Here is an 18458-nt window from a genome sequence, read left to right as displayed (position 1 = left end):
GCGAATCCGTCAGCCGTCGCCGTTCGGTGCTGCGGTCGCGCTGCCCAGCGGCAGCCGGGTGACCAGCACCTGGTCGATCCGGTAATGATCGATGTCGACGACCTCGAAACGGTAGCCGCGGCAGTCGATCGCCTCGGCCTTCTTCGGGATTTTCTTCAGCAGGTACATCAAGAGACCGGCGACGGTTTCGTAGTTTTCCTCGTCGGGCAGGTCGTCGATTTCGAGCACGGCCTTGAGATCGGTGATCGGCGTGACGCCGTCGACCAGCCACGAACTGTCGTCGCGGCGGACGATCTGGTCCTGCTGGCTCAGGTCGGTGACGCTGCCGATCAGGTGGCGGATCACGTCGTTGAGCGTGAAGATGCCGACCACCAGCGCGTACTCGTTGATGACGACGGCGAAGTCCTCGTGCGTTTCCTTGAAACGGTCGAGCGCTTCGGACAGCGAAATCGTATCGGGCACCAGCAGTACGCTTTTCACGGCGACCTGGCGCAGCCCGGCCTGCAGCGCCTCGGGCGCGCTCTTCAGCACGTGCTGCAGCAGGTCCTTGGCGTCGACATAGGCGTAGACGCTGTCGATGCCGTCCTTGCACAGCAGGAACTTGGCGTGCGGCTCGTCAGTGATCTTCTGGCGGATGACGTCGTTGCTGTCGGTATCGGTGAAAAAGATCACCTGTTCGCGTGCCGTCATCACCGACGTGACGAAGCGCTCGCCCAGCTCGAACATGTTCTCGATGAACAGGTGCTCCTTGCGCTGCAGCGTGCCGGCTTCGGCGCCGGCGTCGACCAGCGCGACGATCTCGTCCGACGTGATCGATTCGACCCGCTGCGTCGGCACCTTGAAGATGCGGAAGATCAGGTTGGCCACGCCGTCGAACAGCCAGACCAGCGGCCGCAGCAGCGTGGTGCAGACCATCATCGGCTTGACGATGCGTACCGCCATCTGTTCGGGCTTGAGCATGCCCAGCCGTTTCGGAATCAGGTCGGCAAACTGGATGAAGAGGCCGGTGGTGATCAGGAACGACAGCAGGAAGGACAGCGTCGAGGCCAGCTGGGCATCGACATTCAGTCGTGCGAACCAGCTGGTGAGGTAGGGCGTGAAGGTCGCGTCACCGACGATACCGCCGAGAATCGCCACGGCGTTGACGCCGACCTGCACCACGGTGAAAAAGTCGCCGGGTTTTTCCTGCAGTGCAATGACCAGCGGCGCGCTGGCCTCGCCTTCGTCGGCCATCATCTGCAGCCGGAACTTACGCGCCGCGGCGAGCGAGATCTCCGAAATCGAGAAAAATGCACTGAAGCCGAGTAGGGCCAGAAGGGTGAAAAGACCTGTGGTCAGGCTCATTGGGGGATTCCTGTTGTCCCGGCGCTTGCTGTGCCGGCGGCTTCATTGTGGCGGTTTCGAAAGCAAACCGCAGCTTTTGATCCAGCCGGCCGGCATCCCGGGCCAGGGAAAACCATGCGGAAACACCCCGGAAATTTGCATCGGAAGCCGTGCTGCGCATGAGCTATCCTGAAAGTTCCACCCATAAGTCAAGGAGGCAGGATCATGGCATGTAAGTGGTTGTTCCCCATCGCGCTGGTTGGTGCGCTTGCTGCGCAGCCGGTGTTCGCCGAGGCGGTCAGCGCTGATGCCAAGCCCGAAGGGCAGGCCAAGGCGCCGTCCGAACAGCGCGCCAAAATCCGCCAGATGGCGAGCGATACGCTGGCCGACGTCTACAAGGCCCATCCGGACGCGCAGGCAACGATCGCCAAGTCGGCCGGTTATGCCGTGTTCGATACCGGTGGCGCGATGATCCTGTTTGCCGGTGCGGGCGGTGGCAGCGGTGTGGCGGTGAGCCTGCCGTCGAAGCACGAAACCTTCATGGGCGTGGCGCAGGCCAAGGCCGGCATCGGACTCGGCATCAAGAATTCGCGGCTGGTGCTGGTGTTCATGAGCCCGAAGTCGTTCAACAAGTTCATCACGTCGGGCTGGGCATTCAGCGGGGATGCGACGGCGGCAGCCAAGGCCAATGACAAGGGCCTCGGGCTGACCGGCGCGAGCATGATCGCCAAGGACGTCTACGCCTATCAGTTCACCGAAAACGGCCTGACGGCCGAGGCCACGGTGGCCGGCAGCAAGTATTACGTCGACAAGAAGCTGAACTCGGGCAAATAAGCCCGATCGGTATTGATACCGCCGGCCGGCGTTAATTTGGCCTGTCGGCGGTTCATGATGTCTCGGTATTATGGTTGCATAAATCAACTAACTGAGAGTGATCTATGCGCCGTATCTGTATTGTTGCAATGAGTGCATTGCTGCTGGCCGGTCAGGCCAACGCCGGTTTGTTCGGTGACGACAAAACCCCCGAAACCCAGCGTACCGAACTCAAGCAGATGGCGTCGGACACGCTGACGCAACTCTACAAGACCTATCCGAAGTCGAAATCGGCCATCGCGCACAGCGCCGGTTATGCCGTGTTCGACAACTTCACTGCCAAGCTCATGCTCGCCGGCGGCAACAGCGGCCACGGGATTGCCGTCGACCGCGGCAGCAAGCACGTCACCTATATGGACATGCTGGGCGCGCAGGCCGGGCTGGGTCTGGGTGCCAAGAGCTACCATCAGGTCTTCATCTTCAAGAGCAAGAGCGCGCTGAACGAATTCATCCATTCGGGCTGGCAGTTCGGCGCCCAGGCCAATGCCTCGGCCAAGGCCGACGATCAGGGTGGTGACGCGGCCGGCGCGACCAGCGTGGCGCCGGGCGTGCTGATGTACCAGATGACCGAGACCGGTCTGGCCGCCGAGGCCACGGTGACCGGCTCGAAGTACTCGGTCAACGACGAGCTGAACTGAGCCCGTAGCGCTTGACCCTGCTCAGTAGCGCGGGCAGGCCGGATCGACGTCGTCGGCCCAGGCAGCCATGCCGCCATCCAGATTGATCAGCTGGCTGAAGCCGCTGCGCTCGAGAAAACCGGCGACCTGATAGCTGCGCATGCCGTGATGACAGATCACCACCGTCGGCGCGTCCGGGTCGAGTTCGAGCTGGCGCGACGGAATCTCGCCCATCGGCATATGCGTGATCCCGGCCAGACTGCAGATGCCGACCTCCCAGCCTTCGCGTACGTCGAGCAGCACCGGGCGGGCGCGGCTGTCGTCGGCGAGCCATTGGGCGAGTTGTTGCGGGGAAAGGTGTTGCATGGCGCGGATCTCGGTGCGGATTGAACCGGCCGATTCTGCCATAGCCGCCGCCACGCCGGGCGCCGTTTGGCGGCGTCGGCTCAGGTGCCCAGAATGCGCCCGGCGGCGTGCCAGCCCCACCATGCCGCCTCCTCGAAAACCGAATAGCCCGACAGGTCGCTGTGCGCGAACAGGAGGCGGCCGTCGGCTGCGGCCAAAGCCTGTGTACCGGCGTTACCGAGAAAGCCCGGCCGCGGTGACGGCATCGCGTGGCCACGCAGCGTGATCTCGACCGCGCTGGCGTTGCGCGTCAGCTTCCAGCCGTAGACCTCGGCCAGATCGCTGGCGGCGAGGTCGTAAAGTTCGTCGGCACTGGCGCCGGCCAGCCAGCGTCGCACGTCGCGCGGCTCGCCATCGGCCAGCGCATGGTAGGCGGTGAACACGGTGCGTTCGGGGCGCGCGGCGCGGATCAGCTGGTGCGTTGCGACCACGTAGCCCAGGCCCTTGCCCTGATAGACGACGTTGTCCCAGGCCAGCACCTCGCCTTTTTTTTCACTTGGAAAGTGGTCCATTGCGAAGTTGGCGACCAGCCACGGCGCGTGCTCGGGCGTGTGGATTGCCGGATCGAACCCCTCGTTTTTCAGTCCTTCGACGATATGGCCGGCGACGAACAGCGGCATCGCGATCACTGCGCGGCGCGCGCGGATGCGGATCAGCCGGCCGTATTGTAATACCAGCGCTTCGACATGGTCGCGCCGCTCGCTGACGCGCACGACGCTGCCGGCCAAGGTGCGCTGCGGCGTGATCGCGCCGAGCAGATGCCTCGCCGGCGTGTTCAACCCGTCGGCCCAGGTCAGCACGGCGGCGTCGTCGCCGTTGCGCGCGCTGCCGTTGCGGCTGGCGAAGTAGTGCAGCCCGGCCCACGCCGAGGTGTGGGCGAGACCGGTGCCGAAATCATCGCGGCAACAGTAGTCGAGGTACCACAGCAAACTCGGCGCCGTGTAGTCGTTGCGCGCGAGCCAGTGCGCGAAGGTCTCGGCATCGAGCGCGCGCCATTCAGGATCGCTTGAGGACAGCGCCAGCGGAATCTCGAACAGCCGCCGGCCGTCGCGCCCAAGGCGCTGTTTCAGCGATTCGGTGTAGGCGTAGAAGTGCTGCTGCTCGGCGACCTCGCTGGCAGGGATGCCGTGATGCGGCTGCACGCCGCCCTGCCAGCGGCCGTTGATCCACAGCCGCGATTCGGGCGCATGGACCAGCGCCGCTTCGTCGTAGTCGGGTGCGGCGGCAAAGGCATCGTCAACGAGCTTCATCTCGCCGAGCAGTGTGCGTACGTGGGCCGAAGCGGGGGTCGGCAGCGGCAGATAGTGCGCACCGGTCGGGCACGGTACGTCTCCGAACCGGATGGCGGTGGCATTGCCGAACGGCTCGGGCCCGGTGACGAGGACGAAATCGCCGAAGCCTTCGCGCGCCAGCCGCCAGCCGGCGGTCAACCCGGCGACGCCGCTGCCGAGGATGGCCACATCGGTACGGATTTCACCGGAGACCGGAGGCAGCGGCTGCCGGTCGCGCAGCACGTGGCCGACGTCCATACCGGGTCGGGTGATCCGGATATCGGGCCGGAAGAGCGCGCTGCCGTCGAAGCGGCAGCCTGGCAGACCGGCGGCAAGGCCGGCGGCGAGCCCGGCCTGCAGGAAGGCACGGCGCTTCATTGCCAGCCGGCCTTAGCGCTGCACATTGCGCCAGTCCTGCTCGAAGTAATGGACGAGGGACTGGGTGTTGAGCCGGTTCGGCTCGATGCCGGGTGGCGGCTGCATGTCGGGCGGGAAGTCGAACATCAGCCGGATCGCCGCCGGGTTCAGGTAACGCGTCGGTACCGGGATACTTTCGGGCGGTGCGTAACCGGGCTGCGCACCGGCGATGATGAAGCCCCACTCGCCGAACGATGGCACGTAGGTGTGGTAGGGCCGGGTGTGGAAACCGGCATCCTTCAGCGTCGCATCAATGCACCAGAAGCTGCGCGGCGCGAAGTACGGTGATGTCGACTGCACGACGATGGCGCCGTGTTCGGCAACGTGGCGCTTCAAGAGCCGGTAGAACGGCACCGAGTACAGCTTGCCGAGCGCGAAATTGCTTGGATCGGGGAAGTCGACGATCACTGCGTCGTAGACCTGGTCGTGGTTCTCGAGCCAGCGACCGGCGTCGTCGTTGACCACGTGGACGCGCGGATTTTTCAGCGCGCCCTGGTTCAGCGCGGTCAGCGCTGGCGCCTTGGCGAACAGCGTCGTCATTGCCGGGTCGAGGTCGACCAGCGTGACGGATTCGATGTTCTTGTACTTGAGCAGCTCGCGCGCGGCCAGTCCGTCGCCACCGCCGAGCACCAGTACGCGCTTGGCCCACGGCAGCGTCGCCATCAGCGGATGGACTAGCGCTTCATGGTAGCGGAACTCGTCACGGCTGGAGAACTGCAGGTTGCCGTTGATGTGCAGCCGCAGGTCGTCGTGCCAGCGCGTGATCACCAGCCGTTGGTAGGGCGTGGTTTCGGCATGGATGATCTCGTCGCCGAACAGGCCCTTCTCCGACCACTGCACCAGCCGGTCTGCCACGGCGAAGCCGGCGATCAGCACTGCCAGCACGACGAAGGCACGGGTCAGCTGCGCGCGCAGCCCCGGCAACTCGCGCCGGAAGGCATACGCGGTCCAGATCGCCACGCCGACGTTGCAGATGCCGAACAGCAGGCCGGTGCGTGCCAGCCCGAGCTTGGGCGCCAGCACCAGCGGAAACAGCAGCGACACCGCCAAGGCGCCTAAGTAGTCGAAGGTCAGCACCCGGCTGACGAGTTCGCGGAACTCGGCCTGCCGCTGGTTGAGCACCCGCATCACCAGCGGGATTTCCATGCCGACCAGCGTGCCGATGATCAGCACCAGCGCGTACAGCACGGTGCGGAACGGCGCGGCCAGCCAGCTGAACACGAGGAACAGCGCCAGCGCGGCGAGGCCGCCGATCAGGCCGACCAGAAGCTCGATATCGATGAAGCGCGCCAGGCTGTCCTCGTCCTTCACATACTGGGAGAGGTGGGAGCCGATGCCCATGGCGAACAGATAGGCGCCGATGATCGACGAAAACTGCAGGATCGAATCGCCGAGCAGGTAGCTGGCGAGCGCGCCGGCGATCAGCTCGTAGGCGAGCCCGCACGAGGCGACGACGAAAACCGAAAGAATGAGCAGGCGATCCAACACGGCACCGGAAAGGACGATGATTTGCTTGGGTTTGACGTAAACTTCACGCCTGTTTCAGCAAGGATGCGCGCATGCTACCGCTGTACTCGTATTTGATCTATCTGCTCTCCGGGCTGGCGCTGGTCGCGCTGTTCGCAGCGATCTACGTGCGGGTGACGCCGTTTGCCGAAATCGCGCTGATCCGCCAGGGCTGTCTGGCCGCCGCGCTGTCGTTCGGCGGCGCGCTGCTCGGCTTCTCGCTCACCGTCGCCGCCAGCGCGGTCATCCACGCCAGCTATCCGATGTTCCTGCTCTGGGCCGCGATGGCGGCGCTGGTGCAGCTGGTCGCCTATATCGCGCTCTCGCGGCTGCTGCCGAACATGAATCAGGCGCTGATCGAGAACAACGTCGCAATGGGCGCCCTGATGGGCACCGTCTCGCTGGTGGTCGGCATTCTCAACGCCGCCTGCCTCTCGTAATCCATTTCCGCAACGAACCGTTCAACGAGGTCCGACCATGTCACTGGGCTCTTTCATCAAGAAGCAGTTTATCGACATCCTGCAGTGGAACGAGGACAGCGACGGCGTGCTCGCCTGGCGCTATCCGATGGCGGATTTCGAAATCCAGTACGGTGCCAGCCTGACGGTGCGCGAGTCGCAGGCGGCGGTGTTCGTCAACGAAGGCCAGATTGCCGACGTGTTCGCCGCCGGCATGTACAAGCTGACGACGCAGACGCTGCCGGTGCTGACCTACCTGAAGAACTGGGACAAGCTGTTCGAATCGCCGTTCAAGAGCGACGTCTACTTCTTCAGTACCCGCGTCCAGCTCGGCCGCAAATGGGGCACGCCGCAGCCGATCACGATCCGCGATGCGGATTTCGGCATGGTGCGGATGCGCGCCTTCGGCATCTATTCGTACAAGCTGGTCGACCCGAAGCTGTTCTTCACCGCGATCAGCGGCACGCGCGAAGCGTATACGCGCGACGAGCTGGAAACCCAGCTGCGCAACCTCGTCGTGTCGACGATGACCAGCACGCTCGGCGCGTCGGGCATTCCCTTCCTCGACATGGCGGCCAATCAGGCACTGATGGGGCAGAAGATTGCCGAGGCGCTGGCGCCGACGTTCGCGCAGTACGGCCTCGCGCTCGACAATTTCGCGGTCGAGAACGTCTCGCTGCCGGAAGAGCTGCAGAAGGCGATCGATACCCGGATCAGCATGGGCATGGTCGGCGACCTGCAGAAGTTCACCCAGTACCAGACCGCGCAGAGCATTCCGCTGGCGGCGCAGAACGAAGGCGGCCTGGCCGGCATCGGTGCCGGGCTGGCGGCCGGCGTCGGCGTCGGTCAGGTGATGACCGACGCGATGCGCGGCGCGCTCAACCCGCAGGCGGCTGCCGGTGTCGCCGCAGTGACCGGTGCCGCCACCGCTGGCGCAGTAGCTGCGGGTGTTGCGGCCGACGATCCGCAAGCCAAGCTTGCCAAGCTCAAGGGCCTGCTCGATCAGGGGCTGATTTCGCAGGCCGACTACGATAGCGCCAAGGCCGAAGTGCTGAAGAAACTGATCGGCTGATGTATCGCGTCGCCTGCCCTTCGTGCGGTGCCGAGGTCGTCTTCCGTTCGACGATCTCGGTGATGGCCGTCTGCGAGTATTGCCGTACCGTGGTGCTGCGCGATGCCGACGCCGTGCGCGAGCAGGGCAGGCTGGCGAACGTGCTCGAGGATGCGTCGCCGCTGCAGATCGGCAGCAGCGGCGTCTGGCAGGGCCGGCATTTCGCGCTGGTCGGCCGGATCCAGCTGCGTTACGACGCCGGTTTCTGGAACGAATGGTACGCGCTGTTCGACGACGGCAGTGCCGGCTGGCTCGCCGAGGCCGGCGGCCAGTACGTGTTCACGCTGGCCGTCAGCGACGCGACCGACATCCCGAACTTCGAGAACCTGCGCGTCGGCGCAATCTACCGCTACGGCGGCAACAGCTACACGATGTCCGACGTGCGCGGTGCGCGCTGCACCGGTGGCCAGGGCGAGCTGCCCTTCGTCGTCGGTGACGGCTGGGAAGCCAGGGTCGCCGATGCACGCTGCCGCGAGCGTTTCCTGACGCTCGACTATTCGGACGAAAAACCGCAGGTTTACGTCGGCACCGCCGCGCCGCTCGACACGCTGAACATGCAGCTGCTGCGCGACGACGACACCATCGTTGCTGCCGCCGGACGCCTGCGCGGCACGCCGCAGACGCTGACGTGCCCGAGCTGTGGCAGCCCGCTCGAATTTCCGTCCGGCATCGCGACCCAGCTCGTTTGTCCGGCCTGCCACGCCGAAGTCGACTGCAGCAGCGATACCGCGACGCTGATCGCCAATCGCGGCGAACTCGCCAGGGTGGTGACGACGCTGGCGATCGGCGACGTCGGCACCATCGCCGGCCGAAAATGGACAGTGATCGGCCTGCTGCACTGCCGCGAGGCCGACGATGTGACGTCGGTATGGACCGAATACCTGCTGTACCACCCGAGCGCCGGGCTGCAATGGCTGGTCGAGGCGGAAGAGGGCTGGGACCAGGTCCGGGTGATGGACATCTGGCCCGAATCGGCGAGCATGGAACAGGCGGTGTACAAGGGCGAGCATTTCCGCCACCTGTACGATTACGCATCGGTCGTGACCTTTGCCGCCGGCGCGTTCAACTGGCGCGCAGCCGTTGGCGACAAGACGTGGATTTCGGACTACGAGCGCAACGGCATCAAGCTGACGCGCGAATCGGGCGCGAAGGAAATGGGCTGGTCGCGCAGCGAGCGCGTCACTGCCCAGCTAGTCGGCCAGTGGTTCGGGAAGCCGGCACTGGCGAACCGGCCGCGTGCGGGGCTGGCGAGCGGCGCGGGAACGACGGCCGGTGACCGTGAATCGCTGCGCCGTCCGGCCACCTGGGCGATGGCGATTTTCCTGCTGATCAATCTGCCCATCCTGATCACATCGGGTTTTGACGACGACGTGATCATGGTCGGCTTTGTCGCGATGATCCTGCTGTGGATCCCGGCCAACCAGGATTTCGACGGCTGACCCATGTCCCGATTCGCTTACATTGTTTACTGCCTGATCGTCATCGCCGTGTCGACGCTGATCAACCTGTCGATGACCGACGAGGGCGGGCGCAGCAGCCGCGGCTGGGGCAGTGGCGGCTATTCCGGTGGTGGTTCGTCGTACAGCGGCGGGCACAAGTGAGCGCCGCGATTGGCCAGCACCTGCTGGCCGACCTGTACGGGGTGGTCCCGGCGCTGCTGAGCGATGCGGCGAGGGTCGAGTCGGCGATGCGCGACGCCGCGCGGGCGGCCGGCGCGACGGTGCTGTTCGGCCATGTCCATCCGTTCGGTGACGGACAGGGTGTGACCGGCGTGCTGCTGCTGATGGAGTCGCACATCTCGATCCACACCTGGCCCGAGCACGGTTTTGCCGCCGTCGACGTGTTCATGTGCGGCGACGCCCGGCCTGAGCTGGCGCTGGCGAGTCTGGCGGCGTCGTTCGGCCCGGCCCGCTGCACCCAGCGGCAGGTGCCGCGCGGTCAGCCGCCTGCACCTTGATCCCGGTCGTGGCGGTTTTGCCGCCACGACGGATAATGTCGGCATGAATGTCAGCACGTCCCCTCTCCCGACCGAAGCGGCTTCGCAGGCTGCGCGCCGCAGCACGCTGGTCAGCGTCGTCGTCAACATCGGCCTGAGTCTTGTCCAGATCGTGGTCGGCGTGTTCGCGCACTCGCAGGCGCTGATCGCCGACGGCCTGCACTCGCTGTCGGATCTCGTCTCCGACTTCGTCGTGCTGTTCGCCAACCGCTACAGCGGCAAGGCGCCCGATGCCGACCACCAGTACGGTCACCAGCGCTACGAGAACGCCGCATCCTTCGTCATCGGTGCGATCCTGCTTGCGGTCGGCGTCGGCATGCTCTGGTCCGCGCTGCAGAAGCTGCAGACGCCGGCGCTGATTCCGCAGGTGCACCTGGTCGCGCTGTGGGTGGCGCTGGGCGCGCTGGTGGCCAAGGAGCTGCTGTTTCGCTACATGCTCGCCGTGGCGCAGCGGTTGCGCTCCAGCCTGCTGGCAGCCAATGCCTGGCATGCGCGTTCGGACGCGGCATCGTCGCTGGTCGTCGCGATCGGCATCGTCGGCAATCTGGCCGGCCTGAAGCTGCTCGACCCGATCGCCGCGCTGATCGTCGGCTTCATGGTCGGCCGGATGGGCTGGGCGTTTGCGTGGCGTTCGCTGCACGAACTGATGGACCATGCCGCCGACGCCGGCGACATCGAACGGATCCGCGAGATCGTGGCCGCGACGCCGGGCGTACAGGGCGTGCACGACCTGCGCACGCGCAAGATGGGCGACATGATCCTCGTCGACGTGCACCTCGAGATCGACGGGACGATCAGCGTCAGTGCCGGCCATGCGATTGCCGTTGCCGCGCGGGAACGGGTCATGGCGGCGCTGCCGGTGCTGGACGTGATGACCCATGTCGATCCGGCCGGACCGGCTACAGCGACGACGCCAGCAGGGCCAGCGTAAGCGCGAGGCAGAGCAGGTCGAAATGCCGCCCGCCGCGCGTGTACAAGGTCAGGGCGGGCAGGGCCGTCGGCAGCGGTGCCGAAATCGTCGTGATTGCCGCCGTGCTGGCGGTTTCGGCCACGATGCGGCCGTACGGGTCGCTGACCGTCAGCAGGCCGTTGCGGGCGCTGCGCAGCACCGGCAAGCCGCATTCGATCCCGCGCAGTACCGCGAGCCTTGCACGTACCCAGGCGTCGACGTCGAAATCCCATGCCGGTACGGCCAGCATCCTTGCGGCTGGTGGCGCGTAACTGCGGGTGCTGGCGGCAAAGAAGGCGTCGCGGCAGATCGCCAGCGCGATGCCATCGCCGACGATCAGTGGCTTGCTGCCGGGGTGCAGTCCGTCTTCGAGCCCCGGAACCAGAAAGCGCTTGGCGTAATCGCGGCTCTGGCCGTCGGGGGCATAGGCCCGGGCGATATTGAAACGGCGCGCGTCATGTGCGGTTTCGAGGCCGGCGATGACGGTGCTTTGCCGGCTTCTGGCGAGATCGAGCAGGATCTGATCGATTGCTTCTGAGGATCCGAACCGTTTCTCCGGCAGCACGATCACGCCCTGTGCCGGCGCACCGGCGATCGCGGCGGCATAAGCGTCCAGCGCCTGATCGTCGTCGTTTCGCGTATCGCTGCTCACGAGTGTGACGATGGGTGTTTGCGCGGGAGATGGCCGGCGCAGACGAACGAGGCCGTAGGCGACGACGCCTGCGAGCAGGGCCGACGACAGTGCGAGGCCGGCCAGCGCATCGCCTAAACAGAGCACACGGATGATCTCGACCAGCCACGCGGATCCGATCCCCAGCGTGAAGACGACGCCGCGCAGGCCGAACAGTGCGGCGATCTGAACCAGCGGCAGGGCGGACGCCTGGCTCGTCGCCAGCGTCAGCGCGTCACCATGCGGCGAGACCCGCGCGATGACCGCTTCGAGTGACACCAGCGCCAGCGGCCAGGCGAGGACATTGAGCTGCGACGGCAGCGCGGTGTCGAGCAATCGGGTGAGCCAGAACAGCAGGACCAGACCGCCAGCCAATGCCAGCCAGGTCGTTGTGGCTGCGCGCGCGGGCAGGACAAGGCGGAAGAGGCCAAGGTAGCCGCTGTAGCCGATCAGCCCGGCCAGCAGGGCACTACCGGCGATTGCCCATGGCGACAGCAACGGGAGCAACAGCAACAGCGGTACCGGCGCACACCAGCCGAGCCAGACGACGGGCCGGAGTCCCCATGCCTTGCGGATGGCAAAGCCGCTGACGCAGGCGGCGAGGAGCGCCAGCACGGCGAGGGTGGTGGGAGAGGGAGGCTGCATCGCGGGACTCGATCGTCGGGATGCGCCATCGTTGCCCATGCGAATGCGTTTCGCCTGATCCTACTTGCGCGATCAAACGCAAAAACGGGATGGCGATGCCATCCCGTCTGCTGGGCTCGATACCGGATCAGTCGCGGATCAGAGGCCGGCGTCGGCGCGCAGCGCTTCGGCCTTGTCGGTGCGTTCCCAGGTGAAGTCCGGCTCTTCGCGACCGAAGTGGCCGTAAGCGGCGGTGCGGGTGTATACCGGGCGCAGCAGGTCGAGCATCTGCACGATACCCTTCGGGCGCAGGTCGAAGTGGCGCTCGATCAGCTTGACGATCTGCTCGTTCGACAGCTTGGACGTGCCCCAGGTGTCGACCATGATCGACACCGGCTTCGAAACGCCGATCGCGTAGGACACCTGCACCATGCACTGCTTGGCGATGCCGGCGGCAACGATATTCTTCGCGACATAACGGCCGGCATAGGCGGCCGAGCGGTCGACCTTGGACGGATCCTTGCCCGAGAACGCGCCACCGCCGTGCGGCGCTGCGCCGCCGTAGGTGTCGACGATGATCTTGCGGCCGGTCAGACCGCAGTCACCCATCGGGCCGCCGATGACGAAACGGCCGGTCGGGTTGACCAGATATTTCGGGTTCTGCAGCCACTCGGACGGCATCACCGGCTTGATGATCTCCTCGATCACGGCTTCGGACAGCTGCGCGTGCGAGACATCCGGGTGATGCTGGGTCGACAGCACGATGGTGTCGACGCCGATGACGGCACCGGTTTCCGCATCGTACTTCAGCGTGACCTGACTCTTGGCATCCGGGCGCAGCCACGGCAGGCGGCCGTCCTTGCGCAGTTCGGACTGGCGCTGCACCAGACGGTGCGCGTAGTAGATCGACGCCGGCATCAGCTGCGGCGTTTCGTCGCAGGCGTAGCCGAACATCAGGCCCTGGTCGCCGGCACCCTGGTCCAGATCGAGGCCCGCGCCTTCGTCGACGCCCTGGGCGATGTCCGGGCTCTGCTTGTCGTAGGCGACCAGCACGGCGCAGGTCTTGTAGTCGAAGCCGATGTCGCTGTGGTCGTAGCCGATGCGCTTGATCGTATCGCGCGCGATCTGGATGTAGTCGATATTGGCGGTAGTGGTGATTTCGCCGGCGAGCACGACGAGGCCGGTGTTGACCAGCGTTTCGGCGGCGACACGCGCGTTTTTGTCCTGGGTCAGGATCGCGTCGAGGATGGAGTCGGAGATCTGGTCGGCGACCTTGTCGGGATGGCCTTCAGAGACCGATTCGGATGTAAACAGGAATTCTTTCATGGGCCTCTGGGCTCCTAAGTCATGTCGGGCATGCGGCAAAGCCGATAAAATCGTTGCCGCAGATCATCAATGGACATTACATGCTGCTGAAATTGCTTCGCCCGTTTGCCTGGCTGCCGCTGTGGTTCTTCCACGGTGCCGGCATCGTTGCGGGCTGGCTCGCCTGGGCTGCGGATCCGACCTACCGGAAAAGGCTGGCGGCGAATCTGCGCCAGTCGGGGCTGGCGAAAAATGACGCCGATTATACCCGATTGCTCCGCTCAAGTATTGTGCAGCACGGCATGGCCGGGGCCGAAATGCTGGTGCACTGGCTGCGACCGGCCGAAAAGGTCGCGCAGCTCGTAATCGAGCGCCGCGGCTGGGAGCATGTCGATGCGGCGCTGGCGAATCCGAAACCGATCCTGTTCGTTTCGCCGCATCTGGGCGCGATCGAAGCCTGCGGCATCCATCTGGCGATGCGGATTCCGCGCCAGCTCGCCGCGCTGTATCGGCCGCCGAAAATCAAGGCGCTCGAACCGCTGATGCTGGCGTCGCGCGACCGCGAGAACGGACTGGCGGCGCCAGCCAACGCCAAGGGCGTGCGGCTGCTGCTGAAAACCCTCAAGGGTGGCCAGACCGCCTACATGCTGCCCGACCAGGCCCCCGGCGCCGGTGACGGCGTGTGGGCGCCGTTCTTCGGCCAGCCGGCGTATACGATGACCCTGCTGCCCAAGCTGGCGCGCCAGTTCGATGCGACGGTGCTGATGTGCTTTGCCGAACGACTGTCATGGGGGCGCGGCTACCGCATGCACATCGTGCCGTTGCCGGCGCTGAGCGGCGAGCCGGTTGTCGATGCGACCATCGTCAATGCGGCGATCGAGGACCTGATCGCGCGTGCGCCGGCGCAATACCTGTGGAGCTACAACCGTTACAAACGGCCGGCCGGTGCTCCGAAGCCGGGTGAGGAGAACGCATGAGCGAGCCGACCACCTGGCAAACGCTGTCGCTGCCGGCAAAATTACTGGCGGTACCGTTCTGGCTGTTGCGCTGGTTGCCGATGCCGTTGATCCGCTTCAAGGGCGCGGTGCTTGGCGAACTGATTTACTGGCTGATCCCGGGGCGGCGCAAGGTCGGGCTGATCAATCTGCGGCTGTGCTTCCCGGACTGGCCGGAGGCGCGCCGCCGCGCCACGCTGCGCGAACACTACCGGGTGTTCTGCAGCTGCCTGCTCGCTTACGGCAAACTCTGGTTCGGCCCGGAAAAACTGGTCCGTAAACTGGTCCGACGCGAAGGCTACGAGCACTATCTGGCGGTTAAGGACCAGCCGGTGATCCTGCTGGCGCCGCACTTTCTCGGCCTCGACTACGGCGGCATCCTGCATACCGCCGACCACTGGGGCGCGAGCATCTATACGTCGACGCACGACAACCCGTTCGACCAGTTGCTGCGCCTGGGCCGCTCGCGCTTCGGCGCGCCGTTGTTGATCCGCCGCATCGACGGCGTCCGTCCCATCGTCAAGGCGCTGAAGCAGGGCGCACCGCTGTACTACCTGCCGGACCAGGATCTCGGCCGCAAGGAGTCGATCTTCGTGCCGTTCTTCGGCATCCAGACCGCGACGGTCCCGGGCCTGCCGAGGCTGGCCCAGCTTGGCAAGGCCGTGGTCGTGCCGATGGTGACGACGCTCGAAGGCAACCATTTCGTCACCCGCTATTACCCGGTGTGGGACGGTTTTCCGGGGGACGACGTCGAGGTTGATACGCGCAGGATGAACGCCTTCATCGAACAGCGCGTCCTCGATTTTCCGGCGCAGTACTACTGGCTGCACCGGCGTTTCAAGACGCGGCCGCGCGGCGAACCCGACCTGTACGGCCGCAAGGGCCCGCAGGACTGAGCGCAAACGAATGCCCCAGGGGCACTTCCTGCGGGGCGCAAATCCTGCCGGCTGCGCTGTGCTGGCTTGTCGTACCTGGTTGTACTGCTGCGACCGAAGGAGGCCCCCCTTGGGACGCTTCGGACCCTAAGAGCCTCCTTGGCCAGCACCGCTGCGCTGGATTCGCGCCCCGCAGGAAGTGCCCTTGGGGCATTGCTTTGTACACCGTATTGCTGGCTGATGTGACTGAGCCGCCACGGTCGGAGCGACCGCCGTCTGTCCGGCCGATGGACGCGCTATGCTGTCTTCCTTGTTCAGAGGAGAGGCAGCATGAAAAAAGCAAACAAGACTGCACTGGTGATCGGCGGTGGTGCACCGAACATGCCGCTGATGGCGGGCGCGCTGTGCGCGATGCTGCGGCAACGGGTCGATTTCGACGTGATTTCGACCTCGGGGGCCGGCGCGCTGGTAGGGCTGCTGTACGCGGCGCCGAAGGCTGGCTCGCCGATCGCAGCGCTCGCGGGCATGGTCGAGATGGGGATTTCGGATTCGCTGTACCGGGCCCTGCCGGTCAATTTCAAGGTATTCAACAAGCCCGGTGCGCTGGCCGACCTGTTTCGCGACGGCCTGAAGGCATCGCCGTATGCCCAGCTGGTCGAGCGGATGGCCGACGTCAGCCCGGCGTTCCGGCTCTGGAGCGACTGGCAGCAACTGCTGTGGGCGACGGCGACGCCGAGCGACCTGAGCGCCGAGAGTCTGGGCCTGTGCGCGCACGTGCCGTTCGTCGAAGACGTCGTCGATTTCGAGCGCTTGCGGACGTACGAAAAGCCGGTTTACCTGAATGCTTACAACGTTGACCGCCACGAAATGGCGCAGTGGCGGGGTCAGGACATCGATGTGGCGCACTTCCGCGCTGCGCTTTCCTTTCCCTTCCTGTATCCGCCGACCGAGATCGACGGTGAACGCTACATCGAGGGCGCGGCGCTCGACACGCTGAATTTCAAGGCGCTGATCGGCGACGACGCCAGCGATCCGGACATCGACACCATCGTCGTGTTCGACGTGCTCGGGGCCGACCGGCTGCTGCGCGCACCGCGCGACCTCTACGACGCCTGGGTGATGTCGATCATCACGCCGCTGACCGAAATCGCCAAGGACGACCTGAAGCTGTTCGAACTGGTGCACAACCGCAATGCCGACGGCAGCGAGAAGCGCGCGCTGCTGCGGGTGCCGCTGTTGTCGCCGGATCTGCCGGCCGAACGCTGGGAGCGGATGTTCGACTGGTCGTATTCGAACATGCACACGCTGTTCCGCATCGGCTTCGACGCCGGGCTGGGCTTCTGCCGGGAGCATGCCGTGCGGCTGGGTATCGCTTACGACGAAAGCGTACCGTCGCTGCCGGAGGACTGGACCCTGGCCGATGTCGAAGGCGATGGCCAGCGCGTCACGCGGCATACGGCCGAGCAGCACTTGCGCGCCTGAAGCGCCTGATCCGTTTCATTCGGTGAGCGAGCCAAAGCAGTTTGCTGCCGCCCGAAGCGCAGGAACAGGAATGGAATGTGGTCCATGAGGACGGCCCGAAGGTAGCCCCCTTGCGGGGTTCTGAGCACCGGACGGCGGCAAAATGTGCAGGCGTAGCCACCGAATGAAACGGATTTCAGCTGCCGGCGATGAAGGTGCGTACCCCCGAACCGATGAACTGGATGCCGACGCAGATCAGCACGAACCCCATCAGCCGGGCCATCACCTCCTGGCCGGAGCGACCCAGCCGCTCGGAAATCATCGTCGACGAGCGCAGCGTCATCCACATCACCAGACTGGACACCGCGATCGCGGCCAGCGTCAGCGCAAACGTCACCGCCTTGCCGGTCAGCGTCGGTTTCTCGACGATTTCGGTCGACAGGCCGATGACGACGGCGATCGTCCCTGGCCCGGCAATCGCCGGCATTGCCAGCGGAAAGAAGGCGTAGTCGTTGCGGTTGCGGGTACCGGCCGCTTTCGGTGCCATGCCGGGGTCCTGCAGGTGATAGAGCATCCGGTAGCCCAGCAGCCCGATGACGATGCCGCCGGCGACGCGCAGCGCGCCATACGAGATGCCGAAGGTCGCGAGGATCAGGTTGCCGGCAATCAGGCACACCGTCATGATCAGAAAGGCGATCCAGCTGGCGCGGATGGCCTGATGCTGGCGGCGCGGTTCGCTCATGTTCTGCGTCAGCGAGATGAACATCGGAATTTTCGACAGTGGATTGGTCATCGTGACCAGACTGATCAGGGCGCCGAAAAAGAACTGCCAGTGCAGCAGCATAGCGAACTCGCAGGGTAGGACTTGCCTGCATGATAGAGCGGGGCCGCGCTGATGGCAGCCACGGCAAATCACCTATTGCGCTGGGTCAATCGCTCAGCGCCGCATCAGCACGATCAGGCCGTCACCGAGCGGCAGGAAGCAGTGCGCGACGCGCGCATCGTCGCGCAGGGCGGCGTTGAGGTCGCGGATGACGCCGACGCCGGGCGCTTCTTCGTTGTGCGGCCGGGCGACATCGCCGCCGAGCAGCATGTTGTCGAGCAGGATCAGTCCGCCGGGGCGGACCAGCCGAAGCGCACGTTCGTAGTAATCGGGGTAGCCCGGCTTGTCGGCATCGATCAGCATGCAGTCGAACGCGCCGGCCTGGCCGTCGTCGAGCAGGGCGTCGAGCGTCCGCAACGCCGGCTGCAGCACCAGCTCGATCCGCCCGGCGACACCTGCGGCCTGCCAGTGTGCGCGGGCGATGCGCGTGAAGGCGTCGCTGACGTCGCAGGCGGTGACGCGGCCGGTTTCGCCCATCGCCAGCGCTGCGGCCATCGCGCTGTAGCCGGTATAGGTGCCGACTTCGAGGTAGCGGCGCGCACCGGTCAGCTGCAGCAACAGCATCAGCAGCTGCCCCTGTTCCGGCGCAAGCTGCATACGGGCGAGACGGTGGCCGGCGGTCGCGGCACGCAATCGTGCCAGCGCCTCCGGTTCGCGCTGCATTGCGGTAACGTAGCCGACAAGCGCCGGGTCGAGCGACAGCGTCTGTCGGGTCATGC

19 protein-coding genes are annotated in these 18458 nt (G+C 65.5%); 11 read left to right on the top strand and 8 right to left on the bottom strand.

All coding sequences use genetic code 11. From position 1 onward, the window contains the following. Positions 1-9: 9 nt before the first annotated feature. Positions 10-1344, bottom strand: coding sequence for a polyamine export protein PaeA (paeA, locus tag JMJ54_RS16625; RefSeq protein WP_203539680.1), 1335 nt, complete (start codon positions 1342-1344; stop codon positions 10-12). A gap of 204 nt (positions 1345-1548) precedes the next feature. On the opposite strand from paeA, the gene JMJ54_RS16620 reads away from it, so the two are divergent. Further along, positions 1549-2157 (top strand): lipid-binding SYLF domain-containing protein, encoded by a 609-nt coding sequence (locus JMJ54_RS16620; protein WP_203539679.1) that lies wholly within the window; start codon positions 1549-1551, stop codon positions 2155-2157. A gap of 128 nt (positions 2158-2285) precedes the next feature. Next, a complete protein-coding gene (locus JMJ54_RS16615; protein ID WP_203539678.1) occupies positions 2286-2834 on the top strand; it encodes a lipid-binding SYLF domain-containing protein in 549 nt (182 codons plus the stop codon). A gap of 21 nt (positions 2835-2855) precedes the next feature. Here the strand turns inward: JMJ54_RS16615 and JMJ54_RS16610 are convergent, their stop codons facing one another. From JMJ54_RS16610 to JMJ54_RS16600, 3 genes are all read right to left on the bottom strand, one after another. Continuing rightward, positions 2856-3179 (bottom strand): rhodanese-like domain-containing protein, encoded by a 324-nt coding sequence (locus tag JMJ54_RS16610; protein ID WP_203539677.1) that lies wholly within the window; start codon positions 3177-3179, stop codon positions 2856-2858. Positions 3180-3259: 80 nt separating this feature from the next. Then, the gene (locus tag JMJ54_RS16605) at positions 3260-4867 is read right to left on the bottom strand and encodes an NAD(P)-binding protein (protein ID WP_203539676.1); all 1608 of its coding nucleotides are present in this window, start codon (positions 4865-4867) and stop codon (positions 3260-3262) included. A gap of 12 nt (positions 4868-4879) precedes the next feature. Then, positions 4880-6391, bottom strand: a complete 1512-nt coding sequence (locus JMJ54_RS16600) for a polyamine aminopropyltransferase (protein WP_239000153.1) — start codon at positions 6389-6391, stop codon at positions 4880-4882. 74 nt (positions 6392-6465) lie between these two features. Between JMJ54_RS16600 and JMJ54_RS16595 the strand changes: the two genes are divergently transcribed. Genes JMJ54_RS16595 through JMJ54_RS16570 form a run of 6 tightly spaced genes read left to right on the top strand, consistent with a single transcriptional unit; the run spans position 6466 to position 10908 of the window. Continuing rightward, positions 6466-6852: a DUF350 domain-containing protein gene (locus tag JMJ54_RS16595; RefSeq protein ID WP_203539674.1), complete on the top strand. Its 387-nt coding sequence runs from the start codon at positions 6466-6468 to the stop codon at positions 6850-6852. Between the two features lie 43 nt (positions 6853-6895). Beyond that, a complete protein-coding gene (locus JMJ54_RS16590; protein ID WP_203539750.1) occupies positions 6896-7942 on the top strand; it encodes an SPFH domain-containing protein in 1047 nt (348 codons plus the stop codon). After that, a complete protein-coding gene (locus tag JMJ54_RS16585; RefSeq protein ID WP_203539673.1) occupies positions 7942-9420 on the top strand; it encodes a DUF4178 domain-containing protein in 1479 nt (492 codons plus the stop codon). The genes JMJ54_RS16590 and JMJ54_RS16585 overlap by 1 nt, the downstream gene beginning before the upstream one ends. Positions 9421-9423: 3 nt before the next feature. Next, positions 9424-9582 (top strand): hypothetical protein, encoded by a 159-nt coding sequence (locus JMJ54_RS16580; RefSeq protein WP_189461885.1) that lies wholly within the window; start codon positions 9424-9426, stop codon positions 9580-9582. After that, positions 9579-9938 (top strand): adenosylmethionine decarboxylase, encoded by a 360-nt coding sequence (gene speD, locus JMJ54_RS16575; protein ID WP_203539672.1) that lies wholly within the window; start codon positions 9579-9581, stop codon positions 9936-9938. Before JMJ54_RS16580 ends, speD begins: the two co-directional genes overlap by 4 nt. Before the next feature lie 43 nt (positions 9939-9981). Then, complete coding sequence (locus tag JMJ54_RS16570) at positions 9982-10908, top strand: cation diffusion facilitator family transporter (RefSeq protein ID WP_203539671.1); 927 nt, start codon at positions 9982-9984, stop codon at positions 10906-10908. Here JMJ54_RS16570 and JMJ54_RS16565 read toward each other — a convergent pair. Both JMJ54_RS16565 and metK read right to left on the bottom strand, forming a co-directional pair. Continuing rightward, positions 10877-12241 carry a hypothetical protein gene (locus tag JMJ54_RS16565; protein ID WP_203539670.1) on the bottom strand — a complete coding sequence of 455 codons (1365 nt, stop codon included), beginning with the start codon at positions 12239-12241 and terminating at the stop codon, positions 10877-10879. The two genes, JMJ54_RS16570 and JMJ54_RS16565, sit on opposite strands and share 32 nt — an antisense overlap. A 138-nt stretch (positions 12242-12379) precedes the next feature. Beyond that, complete coding sequence (gene metK, locus JMJ54_RS16560) at positions 12380-13546, bottom strand: methionine adenosyltransferase (RefSeq protein ID WP_203539669.1); 1167 nt, start codon at positions 13544-13546, stop codon at positions 12380-12382. An 80-nt stretch (positions 13547-13626) separates the two neighbouring features. On the opposite strand from metK, the gene JMJ54_RS16555 reads away from it, so the two are divergent. From JMJ54_RS16555 to JMJ54_RS16545, 3 genes are all read left to right on the top strand, one after another. After that, positions 13627-14502: a lysophospholipid acyltransferase family protein gene (locus JMJ54_RS16555; protein WP_203539668.1), complete on the top strand. Its 876-nt coding sequence runs from the start codon at positions 13627-13629 to the stop codon at positions 14500-14502. Further along, a complete protein-coding gene (locus tag JMJ54_RS16550; protein ID WP_203539667.1) occupies positions 14499-15416 on the top strand; it encodes an LpxL/LpxP family acyltransferase in 918 nt (305 codons plus the stop codon). The genes JMJ54_RS16555 and JMJ54_RS16550 overlap by 4 nt, the downstream gene beginning before the upstream one ends. A 309-nt stretch (positions 15417-15725) precedes the next feature. Further along, complete coding sequence (locus JMJ54_RS16545) at positions 15726-16877, top strand: patatin-like phospholipase family protein (protein WP_203539666.1); 1152 nt, start codon at positions 15726-15728, stop codon at positions 16875-16877. A gap of 175 nt (positions 16878-17052) precedes the next feature. Here JMJ54_RS16545 and JMJ54_RS16540 read toward each other — a convergent pair whose 3' ends face one another. Together JMJ54_RS16540 and JMJ54_RS16535 are read right to left on the bottom strand one after the other, a co-directional pair. Further along, positions 17053-17700, bottom strand: coding sequence for a MarC family NAAT transporter (locus tag JMJ54_RS16540; protein WP_203539665.1), 648 nt, complete (start codon positions 17698-17700; stop codon positions 17053-17055). Between the two features lie 93 nt (positions 17701-17793). Continuing rightward, a complete protein-coding gene (locus tag JMJ54_RS16535; protein ID WP_203539664.1) occupies positions 17794-18456 on the bottom strand; it encodes an O-methyltransferase in 663 nt (220 codons plus the stop codon). Between the last annotated feature and the right edge of the window lie 2 nt (positions 18457-18458).

This window comes from Jeongeupia naejangsanensis (genome assembly GCF_016865585.1).
GTDB lineage: Bacteria > Pseudomonadota > Gammaproteobacteria > Burkholderiales > Chitinibacteraceae > Jeongeupia > Jeongeupia naejangsanensis.
The sequence above is the reverse complement of the archived record's forward strand: the minus strand, read 5'-3'. Positions and strand labels throughout refer to the sequence as shown.

Bases quoted from the DNA above. Each gene is read 5' to 3' on its own strand.
- paeA (WP_203539680.1), bottom strand. From the start codon at position 1,344: ATGAGCCTGACCACAGGTCTTTTCACCCTTCTGGCCCTACTCGGCTTC.
- JMJ54_RS16620 (WP_203539679.1), top strand. From the start codon at position 1,549: ATGGCATGTAAGTGGTTGTTCCCCATCGCGCTGGTTGGTGCGCTTGCT.
- JMJ54_RS16615 (WP_203539678.1), top strand. From the start codon at position 2,286: ATGAGTGCATTGCTGCTGGCCGGTCAGGCCAACGCCGGTTTGTTCGGT.
- JMJ54_RS16610 (WP_203539677.1), bottom strand. From the start codon at position 3,179: ATGCAACACCTTTCCCCGCAACAACTCGCCCAATGGCTCGCCGACGAC.
- JMJ54_RS16605 (WP_203539676.1), bottom strand. From the start codon at position 4,867: ATGAAGCGCCGTGCCTTCCTGCAGGCCGGGCTCGCCGCCGGCCTTGCC.
- JMJ54_RS16595 (WP_203539674.1), top strand. From the start codon at position 6,466: ATGCTACCGCTGTACTCGTATTTGATCTATCTGCTCTCCGGGCTGGCG.
- JMJ54_RS16585 (WP_203539673.1), top strand. From the start codon at position 7,942: ATGTATCGCGTCGCCTGCCCTTCGTGCGGTGCCGAGGTCGTCTTCCGT.
- JMJ54_RS16580 (WP_189461885.1), top strand. From the start codon at position 9,424: ATGTCCCGATTCGCTTACATTGTTTACTGCCTGATCGTCATCGCCGTG.
- JMJ54_RS16570 (WP_203539671.1), top strand. From the start codon at position 9,982: ATGAATGTCAGCACGTCCCCTCTCCCGACCGAAGCGGCTTCGCAGGCT.
- JMJ54_RS16565 (WP_203539670.1), bottom strand. From the start codon at position 12,241: ATGCAGCCTCCCTCTCCCACCACCCTCGCCGTGCTGGCGCTCCTCGCC.
- metK (WP_203539669.1), bottom strand. From the start codon at position 13,546: ATGAAAGAATTCCTGTTTACATCCGAATCGGTCTCTGAAGGCCATCCC.
- JMJ54_RS16555 (WP_203539668.1), top strand. From the start codon at position 13,627: ATGCTGCTGAAATTGCTTCGCCCGTTTGCCTGGCTGCCGCTGTGGTTC.
- JMJ54_RS16550 (WP_203539667.1), top strand. From the start codon at position 14,499: ATGAGCGAGCCGACCACCTGGCAAACGCTGTCGCTGCCGGCAAAATTA.
- JMJ54_RS16545 (WP_203539666.1), top strand. From the start codon at position 15,726: ATGAAAAAAGCAAACAAGACTGCACTGGTGATCGGCGGTGGTGCACCG.
- JMJ54_RS16540 (WP_203539665.1), bottom strand. From the start codon at position 17,700: ATGCTGCTGCACTGGCAGTTCTTTTTCGGCGCCCTGATCAGTCTGGTC.
- JMJ54_RS16535 (WP_203539664.1), bottom strand. From the start codon at position 18,456: ATGACCCGACAGACGCTGTCGCTCGACCCGGCGCTTGTCGGCTACGTT.